Here is a 13,373-nt window from a genome sequence, read left to right as displayed (position 1 = left end):
ATGCGCTTCACGATTTTCCAGGACAGCCATACCGGCGACCGCAGCGGCAACGAGGACCGCGTCGGCTATTCGTACAGCCGGAACGTGCTCCTGTTGGTGATCGCCGACGGCATGGGCGGCCACATGAAGGGCGAGCTCGCCGCCGAGATCGCCGTGACGGAGGTCACCCGCCGCTTCCAGCAGGAGGCGCGCAACCGCCTGAAGAAGCCGCAGGAATTCCTCGTCTCGGCCATCAACTCCGCTCACCGCGCGATCGTGGCGCAGGCGGTGGAAGAGAACCTGCTGGAGAGCCCGCGCACCACGTGTGTCGCGTGCATCGTGCAGGGCAGCAGCGCGCACTGGGCCTGGGCGGGCGATTCGCGCCTGTACGTGCTTCGCAACGGCAAGCTCGCCGCGCAGACCACGGACCATTCGCGCGTGCAGCAGATGATCGACGCGGGCGCAATCACCGTGGAACAAGCCGCGCGCCATCCCGACCGCAACAAGATCTACTCCTGCCTGGGCGGCGTGGTGCCGCCGCAGATCGGCGTGGCCCGCGAGTTCAAGCTCGAGCAGGGCGACACGATCATGCTGTCCACCGACGGCTTCTGGGCGCAGATCCCGGCCACGCTGATCGGCACGCTGCTGCGCAAGCAGGACATCGTGGGCCTCATGCCCGGGCTCATCACGGAGGCGCATCGCCGCGCCATGGGCGAGTCGGACAACATCTCCGTCGTCGCGATGACCTGGGAGAACCAGGAAGACGAGAACGTGAGCGATACCACGCAGATGCTGGGCGACGAGCAGTTCACGACCTCCAGCAACACGCAGGACCTGGATATTCCCGGCGGCCCCGCAGGTGACGACGTGACCGAAGAAGACATCGAGAAGGCGATCGCCGAGATCCAGAGCGCGATCAAGAAGGTGCCGCGCTGATGGCGCGCGCGGGCCGCGCGGCGGCGGAGCTCCGGCCGATCCGTTTCCACCGCAAGTTCACCATGCATGCCGAGGGCTCGGTGCTGGTGGAGTTCGGCAATACGCATGTGCTCTGCACCGCGAGCGTCGAGGAGAAGGTGCCGGGCTTCCTCAAGGGCAAGGGCAGCGGCTGGGTGACGGCCGAGTACGGCATGCTGCCGCGCGCCACGAACACGCGAGGATCGCGCGAGGCCGCCACCGGCAAGCAGACGGGGCGCACGCACGAGATCCAGCGGCTCATCGGCCGCAGCCTCCGCGCCGTGACCGACCTCTCCGCCCTGGGCGAGCGGCAGATCTCCATCGACTGCGACGTGCTGCAGGCGGATGGGGGCACGCGCTGCGCCTCGATCACCGGCGCGATGGTGGCGCTGGCCGACGCCTGCGCGTGGCTCCGCGCCAAGGGATCGCTCACGCGCGACCCGTTGCGCGATTTCGTCGCCGCCGTCTCGGTGGGCGTGGTGGGCGGCGAGACGCTGCTCGACCTCGACTACCTCGAGGATTCAGGCTGCGACACCGACATGAATGTCGTGATGACCGGCTCGGGCCGCTTCGTCGAGGTGCAGGGGACCGCCGAGGGCGAGCCCTTCACGCGCGAGCAGGCCACGCAGCTGCTCGACATGGCGGGAGCGGGCATCGCGAAGCTGGTCGCGCTGCAGCGCGAGGCGCTCGCGCGGCCACCGGGCACGCCGTGAAGCGGGTCGTGATCGCGTCGGGCAACCCCGGGAAGCTGGGCGAGCTCACCTCCCTGCTGGAACCGCTGGGCATGGATCCGCTCGCGCAATCGATCTTCAGCGTCGACGAGATCGAGGAGCCGTTCACCACGTTCGTCGAGAACGCGCTCGCCAAGGCCCGCAACGCGAGCGCCAAGGCAGGCCTGCCCGCCATCGCGGACGACTCCGGCATCTGCGTGGCCACGCTCCAGGGGCGCCCCGGCGTGGAGTCGGCGTACTTCGCGGGCCGCGAGGGCACGCGCGCCGAGCGCGACCGCCGCAACAACGACCTGCTGGTCGAGTCGCTGCGCGACGCGAAGGACCGCTCGGCGTTCTACTACTGCGTGCTGGTCCTGGTGAATTCCGCCGACGACCCCTGCCCCGTCATCGCCGACGGCACGTGGCACGGCGAGATCACGCTCAAGCCCCGCGGAGCGCGCGGCTTCGGCTACGACCCGTACTTCCTGCTGCCGTGGCGCGGCCTCACCGCCGGCGAGCTCTACGCCGAGGAGAAGAACCGCGTAAGCCACCGCGCGCGGGCCATCGCGGCGCTCGAAGCCAAGCTCTCCGCCCTCCAGGCGCACGCCGACAACTAGGCCGCAACACGCCATGGCCTCGAGCCCCGTCGCGCTTCCCTCGCGGCCGCGCTTCGCGCAGCTTCCCCCGCTCTCGCTCTACGTCCACATCCCGTGGTGCATCCGGAAGTGCCCGTACTGCGACTTCAACTCGCACGAGAAGAAGGGCGAGCTGCCGGAGGCACAGTACGTCGATGCGCTGATCGCGGACCTCGAGGCGAGCCTGCCCGACGTCTACGGCCGCAAGCTCACGACGGTCTTCATCGGCGGTGGCACGCCCTCGCTCTTCGCGCCGGCGTCGATCGAGCGGCTGCTGACGGCCGTGCGCACGCGCATCCCGTTCGAGTTCGAGGCGGAAGTGACGATGGAAGCGAACCCCGGCACCTTCGAGGCCGCGCGCTTCCGCGGCTATCGCGACGCGGGCGTGACGCGGCTCTCGATCGGCGTGCAGAGCTTCGACGACGCGCACCTGCAGGCGATCGGCCGCGTGCACGGCGCGGCCGAAGCGAAGCGCGCGGTGGAATCCGCGCTCGCCACCTACGACACGGTGAACGTGGACCTCATGTACGCGCTCCCGGGCCAGTCACTCGAGGGCGCGCTCGCCGACGTCGCGCAGGCCGTGGCGCTCGGCGCACCCCACATCTCCGCTTATCACCTCACGCTCGAGCCCAACACGCTCTTCCACCGCTATCCGCCGAAGCTGCCCGACGACGACCTCGCCGCGGACATGCAGCTCGCCATCGAGGCGGCGCTCGGCGGCGCGGGCTACGAGCACTACGAGACCTCGGCCTTCGCGAAGCCCGGCCATCGCGCGCGCCACAACGTGAACTACTGGACCTTCGGCGACTACCTCGGCATCGGCGCGGGAGCGCACGGCAAGCTCTCGTTTCGCGACCACGTGCGGCGCGAGGCGCGGCAGCGCGCACCGAAGGCCTATCTCGAGGGCGCGCTCGCGGGCACGGCCGTCCAGGAGCGCCACGACGTGTCGCCGGCGCAATTGCCGTTCGAGTTCCTCATGAACGCGCTGCGGCTGACCGAGGGCTTTCCCGTCGCGCTCTTTTCGGCGCGCACGGGGCTGCCCATCGCCACGGTGGAACGCGATCTCGCCGCGGCCGAGCGCGATGGCTTGATCGCGCGGGATCTGGAACGCGTGTGGCCGACGGAGCGCGGACGGCACTTCCTCAACGATCTTCTCGAGCGCTTCCTCGACGACGACACGGCCGAGGCCGCGACGCCCGTCGCGCACCCGATCAATATCGCTTCGTTGGGTAAACCCCCGACTTGACGAACGGCGGCTCGCGGCCGACCAGGCCCTCGAGCAGGATCAGCTCGTCGTCGGTGTGGTTGAGGAAAGGCCCGGGCTCGGCCGTGAGCGCCGAGCCGTCGTCCATGAGCCACAGCGGCGACTCGTGGTGCTCGGTCTTAACGATCTTCGAGGGCATGTTCTTGCCGTCGATCACCGCCTCGCCGTAGCAGAGGCAGAAGTAGACGCGCTTGGCTTCCACCTCGAGGTAAGCGCCGGTGCCGCGGATGCCGATCGCGGCCGGGCCGGCCTGGATCGACATTGGCTTCTTGCCGAACACCGAGAGGAGCTTCCCGTTCAGGACGGTGAGCGCGGTGGCGATACCGCCGCTGCCTTTCGTCTCGACCGTGGTCTCGGCCCGCAGCAGGAAAGCATCGCTGCCCACGACGATGACCGCCTGGCTGGCCTTGCCCGTGGCGACGCGGTCGCCGGGCTTCACGGGCGTGCCCACCTTCGCGGGCTGCCCGTTCACGGTCGCGGTGCCCTCGAGGCGCGCGACGCCTTCGACGCCGCCCAGGGAGCCGGCGGCGAGCGCGCGCGACATCCAGCCGGACAATCCCGCGGGACCGGCGGCGCCGGCCACGGCGAGGTAGCGAATCAGTCGGCGGCGCGAAGGGTCGAGGCTCATGGCTTTTCCTTGGTGAAGTGCATGTCGGTCACGGCATGTCCGAGCCGCAGGCCGCGTTGCTCGAAGCGGGTTTGCGGACGCGTTCCCCGTTCGTCGCTCACCGGCGTGAGGCCTTGCGTCGCCGAGAGCACCGCGTGGGCCTGCTCGGCGTATTCCTGCCAGTCGGTGGCGAAATGGATGTAGCCCCCGGGCGCCAGCCGCTCGGCCAGCAGCGCGGCGAACTCGGGCTGCAGGATGCGGCGCTTGTGGTGGCGCTTCTTGGGCCACGGGTCCGGGAAGAAGATGTGGATGCCGGCCAGCGAATCGCGGGGGACCATGTTCCTCAATACTTCCACCGCGTCGTGCTGGATGACCCTCACGTTGGCGAGCGACCCCTCTTCCAGCATCTTGAGCAGGCTGCCTACCCCGGGCGCGTGGACCTCGATGGCTAGGTAGTCCGTGCGGGGATGCGCGGCCGCGATCTCGGCCGTGGCCTGGCCCATGCCCGAGCCGATCTCCACGACCACCGGGGCGGCGCGCCCGAAGACGGTGGGCCAGTCCAGGGCATCCGGGCGGTAAGCGACGCCGAAACGCGGCAGGAGGGCCTCGTAGGCCCGCTGCTGGGCCGGGGAGAACCGCCCCTGGCGGAGGACGTAGCTGCGGATCGGAGGATGGGTCATGGCGGAGTGGTTTGCGGGCGCCCGCTTACGGGGAGCGCCGGGGGCATTCTAGCCAATTGACTTTGTAGGAGGCCGGGCCTAGATTGGTTTTGAGTCGATCCCCCGCCCAAAATGACCCCCCGGAAGCTCTTCCTGGCGCTTTTCATCGCTTCGGTTTGCCCCGCGGCGATGGGCGATTACATGGCGATGCTGAAGCCGCCGCCCTCGGCGCTGCTGCCCGGCGGGATGGGCGTCTACGCCTTCGGCTCTCCGGTTTTCGTGGCCCCGGCGCCGAGTCTTTCCGATCCGGGGTTCCGCCTCAAGCTGGGCTACCAGGCCACGCGGCACCTGGCCGTGGAAGGCGATTTCGTCGATTTCGGCCGCCCGGGCTCGGCCAACCCCTTCGCAAGCCCGGCGGATCTCGCCTCGGCCTTCCGCAGCACGGGCTTCGGCGTGAGCGCGGTCGCTTCGCTGCCGATCTGGAACCGCTTCTCGCTCTATGGCCGCTTCGGCCTGTATCGCGGGGAGGCGCGGCCCGTGTTCGCGCCGTATGCGACCTCGCTGATGGCCGATTCCGCGCGCGGCACGCGCATGCGCTACGGCCTGGGCATGAGCTACGACATCACCAAGGCCTTCGGGCTGCGCGCCGACTTCGAGCGCTTCTCGTCGCTCGGCCACCCGCTCCCCACGGAATCGGACGGCGACCAGGTCTCGGTCGGCGTTCAATGGCGCTTCTAGGAAAAGCGAGGGGTCAGACCCCTTTATTCCCTGTCGAATAAAGGGGTCTGACCCCCTGATTTTCGATCATTCCAGAAGTCGGCGAGCTCGGGCTCGCCTCGTAGGGCTTCTTCGCCATGCGGCCGGCGAGGAAGGCCTCCCGCCCCGCTTCCACCGCGAGCTTCATCGCCCGGGCCATGCGCACCGGATCCTTCGCGAGCGCGATCGCGGTGTTCATCAGCACGCCGTCGCAGCCCAGCTCCATCGCGATCGCCGCATCCGACGCGGTGCCGATGCCGGCATCGACGAGCACCGGGACCTTCGCGCGGTCGAGGATGATCTGCAGGTTCCACGGATTCACGATGCCCATGCCCGAGCCGATCAGCGAGGCGAGCGGCATCACGGCAACGCAGCCCAGCTCCTCGAGCTGCAGGGTGAGGATCGGATCGTCGCTGCAGTAGGCCATCACCTGGAAGCCTTCGGCCACGAGCGTCTTCGCCGCGGCGAGCGTCTCCGGCATGTTGGGGAAGAGCGTCTTCGGGTCGCCCAGCACCTCGAGCTTCACCAGCGAGTGGCCGTCGAGGAGCTCGCGCGCAAGGCGTAGGGTGCGCACCGCGTCATCCGCCGTGTAGCAGCCGGCGGTGTTGGGGAGGATCGTAAAGCGCGAGGGCGGGATCGCGTCGAGCAGGTTCGGCTCGCCCGCCTTCTGCCCGATGTTCGTGCGGCGGATCGCTACGGTGACGATGTTCGCGCCCGATGCTTCGATCGCGCGCCTGGTTTCGTCGAAGTCCTGGTACTTGCCGGTGCCGACGAGCAGGCGCGAGTCGTAGGCCTTGCCCGCGATGACGAGACGTTCGGTAGCGGCCATGGTCAGCCTCCGCCCACGGCGACCACGACCTCGATGCGGTCGCCATCGGAGAGGCGCGCTTCCGGGAAGCGGCTGCGCGGGACGATCTCGCCGTTCACCTCGATCGCGAGGCGCTTGCCGGCCAGGGAGAGCTCATGGAGGAACTGTTCGAACGTGAGCGCCGCGGCGAACTCGCGCGGGCTGCCGTTCACGGTGACTTTGATCGGTTGCATCATGGGAAAAGTCTAGCACCGCGAAGGCTGCCGCTCCCTGACGCGAATCAACGCCTACATCTGCTTGAAGAGGTGCGCGTACGCGCGGCTCACGGTGAGCTCGGTCTTGCCGTCCTTCAGCATCACAAAGGCTCGTCCGGAGAGATCGCGGCGCGTGGAGGCGACGGCGTTCATGTTGACGATGGTGCTGCGATGCACCTGCCAGAAGACGTCGGCGTCGAGCTGGCCTGCGAGCTCGGCGAGCGGCAGGCGGATCAGCGACTCGCCCTCGCGCGTCACCACGCACGTGTACTTGTCGGAGGCCTGGAAGTAGAGCACCTCGTCCACCGCGATCTGGTGCACGACCTCGCCCTTCAGCGCGCGCACCCACCGCAGCTTCCCCGCTCCCTGCAGGTTCGGCAGCGCGCTCGCGATCTTCCCCAGCACGTCATTCAAGCCAGGCGCGGGCTCGTCGTTCGCGAGCTTCCTGCGCAGGCGCTCGAGGCACTTGCCGAGGCGCTCGTCGGTGACCGGCTTCAGCAAATAGTCCACGGCATCGCGGTCGAAGGCCTCGACCGCGTACTGGTCGTAGGCGGTGACGAATACAACGTGCGTGCCGCCCGCGCCGCGGCTCGCGACCTCGAGGCCGGTGAGGCCCGGCATGCGGATGTCGAGGAAGGCCACCTCGGGCTCGTCGTTCTCGAGGGCGCGCAGCGCATCCAGTCCGTTGGCGGCGAGCGGCAGGATCTCGAGCTCGGGCCAGAGCGCGGCGAGGCGGGTGCGAAGGTATTCGGCGAGGGCGAGCTCGTCGTCGGCGATGAGGGCGCGTGTCATGAAGGCAGGCGGATCGTGATGAGGGTTCCGACGGGCCGGTTCTCGCGGATCTCGAACGAGGCGCGGTCTCCGTAGAGGAGCTTCAGGCGGTCGCGCAGGTTCGTGAGGCCCACGCCACCGGTCGTGGTCGGCGCGAAGCCCATGCCGGTGTCGGCGACTTCGATCGCGACCTGCTCGCCTTCGCGCCGGGCGCGCACGACGACCTCGCCGCCGTCGACCTTCGGCTCGAGCCCGTGCTTGATCGCGTTCTCGACGACAGGCTGCAGCAGCATCGGCGGCAATGTGAAGCCCGCGAGCCCCGGCTCGATGTCGATCGAATAGCGCAAGCGCGAGCCCATGCGCACGGTGAGCACGTCGAGGAAAGCTCCGATCAGCTCCGATTCGGCGCCGAGCGTGGTGGACTCCGCGCGCGTGGCCGCGAGCGAGGCGCGCAGGAACCGGATGAAGCTCTCCAGCATGTGCTTGGCCTTCGCCGGATCGGGATCGATGAGCCCGGTCACGTTGGCGAGGGTATTGAAGAGGAAGTGCGGCTCGATCTGCGCCTGCAGCGCGCGCAGGTTGGCGAGCGCCGCCTCGCGCTCGATGCGCCCGGATTTCTCCCGTTCGCGCGCGAGGACCGCATCGGCCACGGCGGCGCGCTCGCGCCAGAAGAACACGGCGGAGAGCGTGAGCGAGATCACGAGGCTGCTGAAGGCGACGGAGAGGATGATTCCCGCGTTCCACGCGCCTCCGCCTTTGATGCCGAGATTCACGTGGAACGACATTACCCAGAAGCCGAACATCACCGAGACGATCGGGATCGTCGCGTAATAGACCGTTTTCGCGAAGGATCCCCTGCGCCGGACGATCGCTTCGAGCCCCGCGACCTGCCCGAGCGAGTAGAGCAGGTGGATCATGTAGCCGATCACGTTCGACATGATCATGTGGATCACGAACGCGGGCATGCCCGGGTTGCGGCCGGTGAAAACGGCGTTCAGCAGGTAGAAGCACAGGCCGAAGAGGCAGTTCCAGATGAACGTGTAGACGAGGTCGCGCTGCCAGCTGCACGGCCAGCGGCGGAAGAAGGGGATGATCTCGAGCGGATGGAACGTGCCCTGCGCCATCTGGGCCCGCACCCGCGCTACGGTCTCGTCGTCGTTCGCGACCTGCGGCGTCATGGCTTCGATGCTACGGCCTGCGAGGGCCGGGGACAACGACGCTTTCACGGACGCTTCTCGAGGTACTCGCGGATCTTGCGCTCCTCCCAGTCGGCGCCGAAGAAGTTCGGGCCGACGAAGACGCTCAAGCCGTGCGCGAGGAGGCCCATGCCCCAGCCGAAGGCCGACCAGCCAGCCCAGATGCGGCCCGGGTTCTGGATCAGGTTCAGCGTGAAGAGGCCGCCGATCACGAGCACGTAGATCAGGGCGTGGATGTACCAGCCGCGGAGGTTCCGGGCATGGCGGCGGGCTTCGCGGTAGCGGGCGTTCTGGGTGATGTCGTCCATGGGGCTCCTCCGGGGGGTGAATCGATGGCCGCAGGATAGCCAGCGGGGGTGCTCCGGAGGGACCGGTTGCGACGAACTGCGGCCGGGATTCGCCAATCGCCGGTAAAATGGCGTGGCCGGCGCGGGTGTAGCTCAATGGCAGAGCAGAAGCTTCCCAAGCTTACGACGAGGGTTCGATTCCCTTCACCCGCTCCACCCCTCCCCGTGCCCGCGAAGACCCCCTCCCCGACCATTCCCGCGTTCGCCGCCCGCATCGTGCGCTGGCAGGTGAAGCACGGCCGGCACGGCCTGCCCTGGCAGGCCTCGAACGACGCCTACCGCCGCTGGCTCTCCGAGGTGATGCTGCAGCAGACGCAGGTCGCCACCGTCATTCCCTACTTCGAGCGCTTCCTCGTCCGCTTTCCCGATGTCGCCGCCCTGGCCGCGGCGAGCGAGGGTGACGTGCTCGCCCTGTGGAGCGGGCTCGGCTACTACGCGCGCGGCCGAAACCTCCATCGCGCCGCTCGCGAGGTCGTCGAGCGGTTCGGCGGCGTCTTTCCCGTGCGATTCGACGAGCTCGAGTCGCTGCCCGGAGTCGGACGCAGCACCGCGGCCGCCATCGCCGCGTTCGCGGGCGGCGAGCGCCGCGCCATTCTCGACGGCAACGTGAAGCGCGTGATCGCGCGGCACGCGGGCATCGGCGGCGACCCGTCATCGTCGCCGGTGCTCGAAGCGCTGTGGGACGCGGCCGAGGCGCGGCTTCCCGCGAAAGGCATCGAGGCCTACACGCAGGGGATGATGGATCTCGGCGCCACCGTCTGCCTCGCGCGGAACCCGCGCTGCGACATCTGTCCCGTGCGCATCGACTGCGTCGCGGCGAACGAGGAGCGCGTGGACGAGCTTCCGGGAAGAAAGAAACGCGCGGCGAGGAAGCACCGCAGCACCGCGATGCTGGTCGCGATCTCGAAAGGCGAGGTGTTGCTCGTGAAGCGTCCGTCGCCGGGTATCTGGGGCGGACTGTGGTCGTTGCCCGAGATGCTTCCGGGCGATGTTCCGAAGCGCGCGACGCCTCTTCCCCCGTTCGAACACGCTTTCACTCACTACACACTTGCAGTGCGCCCCTTCCAGATGGACGGGGCCTCTCCGGAATTTCGTCTCTTCTTCCGAAATTCCGGAGAGGCCCCGTCCATCTGGTTGGCACTCGACGATGTAGCACAAGCAGCGTTGCCCGCACCGGTCAAGAAACTACTGCTGGAAATCACGCGATCAGCTTCTGCTGCCTCAGGAACCGGTGGAGGATCGCGAGCCGCACCGAAGCGTCGCGCAGCTCGAGCAGCTTCTGCTTCACGTCGTTCCTGAGCGGCAGGATCTCGGCCAGGCGGAAGCTCACCCAGCTCGCGTCCTCGAAGGGGTGCGGCGCGGTGAAGCGATCCTCGCCGATGCCGATGATGGCCTTGCGCAGGAACTCCGCGCTCTCCTCCAGCCCCGGCGTGTCGGCCATCTCTTCCTCGACGGCCAGGCGCTCGATCTCGCCCACGATGAGCCCGTTGGCGCCGGTCTCGGTGGAGACGATGCGGAAGCGCTCGAGGCCCTCGGCCTTCACCTTGAGGATGCCCAGCTCCTCCATGTCGGCCTCGGCGATGCGCGCGAGGCAGCCCACGGGCTCGGGCACGGCGGGCGTGCCGACTTCGGCGCCCTCCTTGATGAGGCAGACGCCGAACAGGCTGCCGGTCTTGAGGCATTCCTTCGCCATGTCCATGTAGCGCGCCTCGAAGATGCGCAGCGGCAGCAGCGCCCGCGGATAGAGCACCGTCGACAGGGGGAAGATCGGCACGCGCTCGGGCTTCCGCCCCGCTCCGAGGAGGTTGAGGATCAGCACCCGCTAGACCCTCCACACATCGCGATGGCGGAGGATCACCTCGTAGTCGGAACCGAAGCGCTCGGCGAGCTGGCCCGCGACGTACACCGAGCGGTGCCGCCCGCCGGTGCAGCCGATCGCCACGGTGAGCGAGGCGCGCTGGTCGAGCACGTACTTGGGGAGCCAGCGCTGCAGGAAGCGCTGGATATCCTCGATCACCACGCCGGCCTCGGTCTCGCGCTCGAGGAAGGCCACCACTTCCGGATCGGCTCCGGTGAGCGGCCGCAGCTTCGGGTCGTAGTGGGGGTTCGGCAGGAAGCGCACGTCGAACACGAAATCGGCGTCGAGCGGCACGCCGCCCTTGTAGCCGAACGACATCACGACGAGCGAGAGCTTCGCGCGGTCGAGGACGACGAGATCCTGGATCCAGCCGCGCAGCTGCGAGGGCGTGAGCGCGCTGGTGTCGATACGCTGGCCGATCTCGGCGACGCTCTCCAGGAGCTTCCTCTCCTGCGAGATGGCCTCGTGGATGGTGCGGCCATCGCGCGCCAGGGGATGGGGCCTGCGCGTCTCGGAGAAGCGGCGCACGAGGCTCTCATCGGTCGCATCGAGGAAGATCACGCCGACGTCGCTGCCGCGCTCGCGCTCGCGCGCCACGATCGCCGGCAGCTCGCCCAGCGTCTCGGGGCTGCGCGCATCGGCGCTGATCGCGACCTTCGGCTCCTTCCGGGAGGCGACGAGGTCGTGGATCATGCCGGCCGGAAGATTATCGATGCAGAAGAAGCCGGCGTCCTCGAGCGCCTTCAGCGCGACGCTCTTGCCGGACCCGGACACGCCGGAGAGGAGGACGAGCTGCATGCCGCTAATCCGCTTCCTCGCGCCGTGCGGCCTCCGACTCGTCGCGCATCACCGCGGCCTGGCGGGCGATGAACTCGCGCGTCGAATCGATGCCGCGCGTGAGCAGGATGTGGTTGCGCACCGCCGCCTCGACCAGCACCGCGAGGTTGCGGCCCGGAGCCACGGCGAGCGTGACCGAGGGCACTTCCACGCCGAGGATCGGCTGCGTGCTCGTGCGCGTGGAGAGCCGGTCGCGCTCCATGTTGCCGTTGGCCGGGCTCTCGAGCGTGACGATGAGGCGCAGCGTCTTCCGCGGCCGCACCGCCGTCTCGCCGAAGATCGAGCGGATGTTGAGCACGCCCAGGCCGCGGACCTCGAGGAAGTCCCTCAGCATCGGCGGGCAGCGCCCGGAGATGGTCTCGGGTCCGATCTGCTGCAGCTCGACCGCGTCGTCGGCAACGAGGCCGTGCCCGCGCGAGATGAGCTCCAACGCAAGCTCGCTCTTGCCGATGGAGGAATCGCCCGTGATCAGCACGCCGATCTCGAGCACGTCGAGGAAGACGCCGTGCAGCGTGGTGATGGAGCCCAGCTCCTGCTGCAGGTAGGGGCGCAGCACGTTGATCACCTGCTGGCTCGGCTCCGGCGAAGCGAGCAGCGGAGTTGCCACGTGCGCCGCGGCGTCCTGCAAGTTCGGAGGCACGGGCATGCCGTCGCAGACGATCACGGCGACGGTCTCGCCGCCCACGGCGCGAAGCGCCGTCATCTCGCGCGAAGCGGGATCGAGCGACTCCAGGTACTCGAGCTCGCTTCGGCCGAGGACCTGCACCATCAGCGGGTGGATGAGGTTGAGGTGGCCGATCAGCCCGATGCCCGGGCGCGCGAGCATGGTGCCGGTGATCTCTCGCGACGAGCCGGCGGCCCCCGCGATCCACTCGAGGCCGAGGCGCTCGCGCCGGTCCTCAAAGAGTTGCTGAACGCTGAGCCGGGGCATAGGGCGACCATCCGGTGATCATGCCGTGGACCGTCGCCGCATCGGGTGCGGCGAGCAGCGCGTCGCGAAAGCCCGTGTCGCTGAACATCTGGGCCAGCTCCGAGAGGATCTGCAGGTGCGCCTCGGTCGCGTGCTCGGGAACGAGCATCGCGAAGACGAGCTGCACCGGCTGGCCGTCGGGTGCTTCGAAGGGAATCGGCGTTTGCGTGCGCACGAAAGCGCACACCGGTTCCCGCAGGGCCTTGATGCGTCCGTGCGGGATGGCCACGCCGCAGCCCAGTGCGGTGGAACCCAGCTTCTCGCGTTCGAAGAAGCTGTCGAAGACCCGCGCGCGCGGGATGGCGCGCGAGTTCTCGAACAGCAGCCCGACCTGCTCGAACAGGCGCTTCTTGCTCGTGGCGTCCAGGTCGAGCAGGACGTGCGAGGCGGGCAGCAGCGGGGATACGAGGTTCACGGCGCTCTCCGGGGGGAGGCCTATTCCTCTTCGGCCTGGCGGATGGTGACCGGGTTGTGGCGCGTTGCGGATTTGAATTTCTCCTTGTGCTTCACGACCTGGCGGTCGAGCTTGTCGATCAGCCCGTCGATGGCCGCGTACATGTCGACCTCGTGGCACTCGCAGTGGATCTCCTTGCCCGCGAGGTGCACGTTCGCCTCGATCCTCTGGTCCAGCTTTTCCACCGTCATCACGACGTTCACGTCGATCACGTGGTCGAAGTGCCTCTCGATCCTTTCCAGCTTGGTGACGACGTACTGGCGGATCGCGGGGGTGATGTCGACATGGTGCCCGGTCAACTGGAGGTTCATCGA

At 68.5% G+C, this 13,373-nt stretch carries 18 protein-coding genes and 1 tRNA gene; 7 read left to right on the top strand and 12 right to left on the bottom strand.

Translation table 11 applies throughout. The features are described from left to right. The 4 genes from DSM104443_RS00455 to hemW are packed head-to-tail and all read left to right on the top strand — an operon-like array spanning position 1 to position 3,524. Complete coding sequence (locus DSM104443_RS00455) at positions 1-915, top strand: PP2C family protein-serine/threonine phosphatase (protein ID WP_171088757.1); 915 nt, start codon at positions 1-3, stop codon at positions 913-915. Beyond that, positions 915-1,646 carry a ribonuclease PH gene (gene rph / locus DSM104443_RS00450; RefSeq protein ID WP_171088756.1) on the top strand — a complete coding sequence of 244 codons (732 nt, stop codon included), beginning with the start codon at positions 915-917 and terminating at the stop codon, positions 1,644-1,646. The genes DSM104443_RS00455 and rph overlap by 1 nt, the downstream gene beginning before the upstream one ends. Then, positions 1,643-2,260 (top strand): RdgB/HAM1 family non-canonical purine NTP pyrophosphatase, encoded by a 618-nt coding sequence (rdgB, locus tag DSM104443_RS00445; RefSeq protein ID WP_171088755.1) that lies wholly within the window; start codon positions 1,643-1,645, stop codon positions 2,258-2,260. The genes rph and rdgB overlap by 4 nt, the downstream gene beginning before the upstream one ends. A gap of 13 nt (positions 2,261-2,273) precedes the next feature. Next, on the top strand, positions 2,274-3,524 hold the full coding sequence (gene hemW / locus DSM104443_RS00440) for a radical SAM family heme chaperone HemW (RefSeq protein WP_171088754.1): 1,251 nt from the start codon (positions 2,274-2,276) through the stop codon (positions 3,522-3,524). On the opposite strand, the gene DSM104443_RS00435 is transcribed toward hemW, so the two are convergent. Beyond that, on the bottom strand, positions 3,490-4,170 hold the full coding sequence (locus DSM104443_RS00435; protein ID WP_171088753.1) for a FecR family protein: 681 nt from the start codon (positions 4,168-4,170) through the stop codon (positions 3,490-3,492). The two genes, hemW and DSM104443_RS00435, sit on opposite strands and share 35 nt — an antisense overlap. Next, entirely contained in the window at positions 4,167-4,829 is a 663-nt protein-coding gene (trmB, locus tag DSM104443_RS00430) for a tRNA (guanosine(46)-N7)-methyltransferase TrmB (protein WP_171088752.1), read from the bottom strand. The genes DSM104443_RS00435 and trmB overlap by 4 nt, the downstream gene beginning before the upstream one ends. 111 nt (positions 4,830-4,940) lie before the next feature. Between trmB and DSM104443_RS00425 the strand changes: the two genes are divergently transcribed. After that, a complete protein-coding gene (locus DSM104443_RS00425; RefSeq protein WP_171088751.1) occupies positions 4,941-5,546 on the top strand; it encodes an outer membrane beta-barrel protein in 606 nt (201 codons plus the stop codon). Between the two features lie 13 nt (positions 5,547-5,559). On the opposite strand, the gene DSM104443_RS00420 is transcribed toward DSM104443_RS00425, so the two are convergent. From DSM104443_RS00420 to DSM104443_RS00400, 5 genes are read right to left on the bottom strand one after another with little or no spacing between them, the layout of a single operon-like run. After that, the gene (locus DSM104443_RS00420) at positions 5,560-6,393 is read right to left on the bottom strand and encodes a thiazole synthase (protein ID WP_171088750.1); all 834 of its coding nucleotides are present in this window, start codon (positions 6,391-6,393) and stop codon (positions 5,560-5,562) included. A 2-nt stretch (positions 6,394-6,395) separates the two neighbouring features. Next, positions 6,396-6,608: a sulfur carrier protein ThiS gene (gene thiS, locus DSM104443_RS00415; RefSeq protein ID WP_171088749.1), complete on the bottom strand. Its 213-nt coding sequence runs from the start codon at positions 6,606-6,608 to the stop codon at positions 6,396-6,398. Between the two features lie 51 nt (positions 6,609-6,659). Next, a complete protein-coding gene (locus DSM104443_RS00410) occupies positions 6,660-7,418 on the bottom strand; it encodes a LytR/AlgR family response regulator transcription factor (RefSeq protein WP_171088748.1) in 759 nt (252 codons plus the stop codon). After that, on the bottom strand, positions 7,415-8,575 hold the full coding sequence (locus tag DSM104443_RS00405; RefSeq protein WP_171088747.1) for a sensor histidine kinase: 1,161 nt from the start codon (positions 8,573-8,575) through the stop codon (positions 7,415-7,417). The genes DSM104443_RS00410 and DSM104443_RS00405 overlap by 4 nt, the downstream gene beginning before the upstream one ends. Before the next feature lie 44 nt (positions 8,576-8,619). Beyond that, the gene (locus tag DSM104443_RS00400) at positions 8,620-8,901 is read right to left on the bottom strand and encodes a 2TM domain-containing protein (RefSeq protein WP_171088746.1); all 282 of its coding nucleotides are present in this window, start codon (positions 8,899-8,901) and stop codon (positions 8,620-8,622) included. A 121-nt stretch (positions 8,902-9,022) separates the two neighbouring features. Between DSM104443_RS00400 and DSM104443_RS00395 the strand changes: the two genes are divergently transcribed. Both DSM104443_RS00395 and mutY read left to right on the top strand, forming a co-directional pair. After that, a tRNA-Gly gene (locus DSM104443_RS00395) sits at positions 9,023-9,096 on the top strand. A 9-nt stretch (positions 9,097-9,105) separates the two neighbouring features. After that, the gene (mutY, locus tag DSM104443_RS00390) at positions 9,106-10,239 is read left to right on the top strand and encodes an A/G-specific adenine glycosylase (protein WP_171088745.1); all 1,134 of its coding nucleotides are present in this window, start codon (positions 9,106-9,108) and stop codon (positions 10,237-10,239) included. Here mutY and DSM104443_RS00385 read toward each other — a convergent pair. Genes DSM104443_RS00385 through hpf form a run of 5 tightly spaced genes read right to left on the bottom strand, consistent with a single transcriptional unit; the run spans position 10,139 to position 13,370 of the window. Beyond that, on the bottom strand, positions 10,139-10,759 hold the full coding sequence (locus DSM104443_RS00385) for an LON peptidase substrate-binding domain-containing protein (protein WP_212756851.1): 621 nt from the start codon (positions 10,757-10,759) through the stop codon (positions 10,139-10,141). The two genes, mutY and DSM104443_RS00385, sit on opposite strands and share 101 nt — an antisense overlap. 3 nt (positions 10,760-10,762) lie before the next feature. Then, on the bottom strand, positions 10,763-11,596 hold the full coding sequence (gene rapZ, locus DSM104443_RS00380) for an RNase adapter RapZ (protein ID WP_171088744.1): 834 nt from the start codon (positions 11,594-11,596) through the stop codon (positions 10,763-10,765). Between the two features lie 4 nt (positions 11,597-11,600). Next, positions 11,601-12,566, bottom strand: coding sequence for an HPr(Ser) kinase/phosphatase (hprK, locus tag DSM104443_RS00375; protein ID WP_171088743.1), 966 nt, complete (start codon positions 12,564-12,566; stop codon positions 11,601-11,603). Continuing rightward, complete coding sequence (locus DSM104443_RS00370) at positions 12,535-13,020, bottom strand: PTS sugar transporter subunit IIA (RefSeq protein WP_171088742.1); 486 nt, start codon at positions 13,018-13,020, stop codon at positions 12,535-12,537. Before DSM104443_RS00370 ends, hprK begins: the two co-directional genes overlap by 32 nt. A gap of 20 nt (positions 13,021-13,040) precedes the next feature. Continuing rightward, positions 13,041-13,370: a ribosome hibernation-promoting factor, HPF/YfiA family gene (gene hpf / locus DSM104443_RS00365; RefSeq protein ID WP_171088741.1), complete on the bottom strand. Its 330-nt coding sequence runs from the start codon at positions 13,368-13,370 to the stop codon at positions 13,041-13,043. Between the last annotated feature and the right edge of the window lie 3 nt (positions 13,371-13,373).

This window comes from Usitatibacter rugosus, assembly GCF_013003965.1.
Lineage (GTDB): Bacteria > Pseudomonadota > Gammaproteobacteria > Burkholderiales > Usitatibacteraceae > Usitatibacter > Usitatibacter rugosus.
The sequence above is the reverse complement of the archived record's forward strand: the minus strand, read 5'-3'. Positions and strand labels throughout refer to the sequence as shown.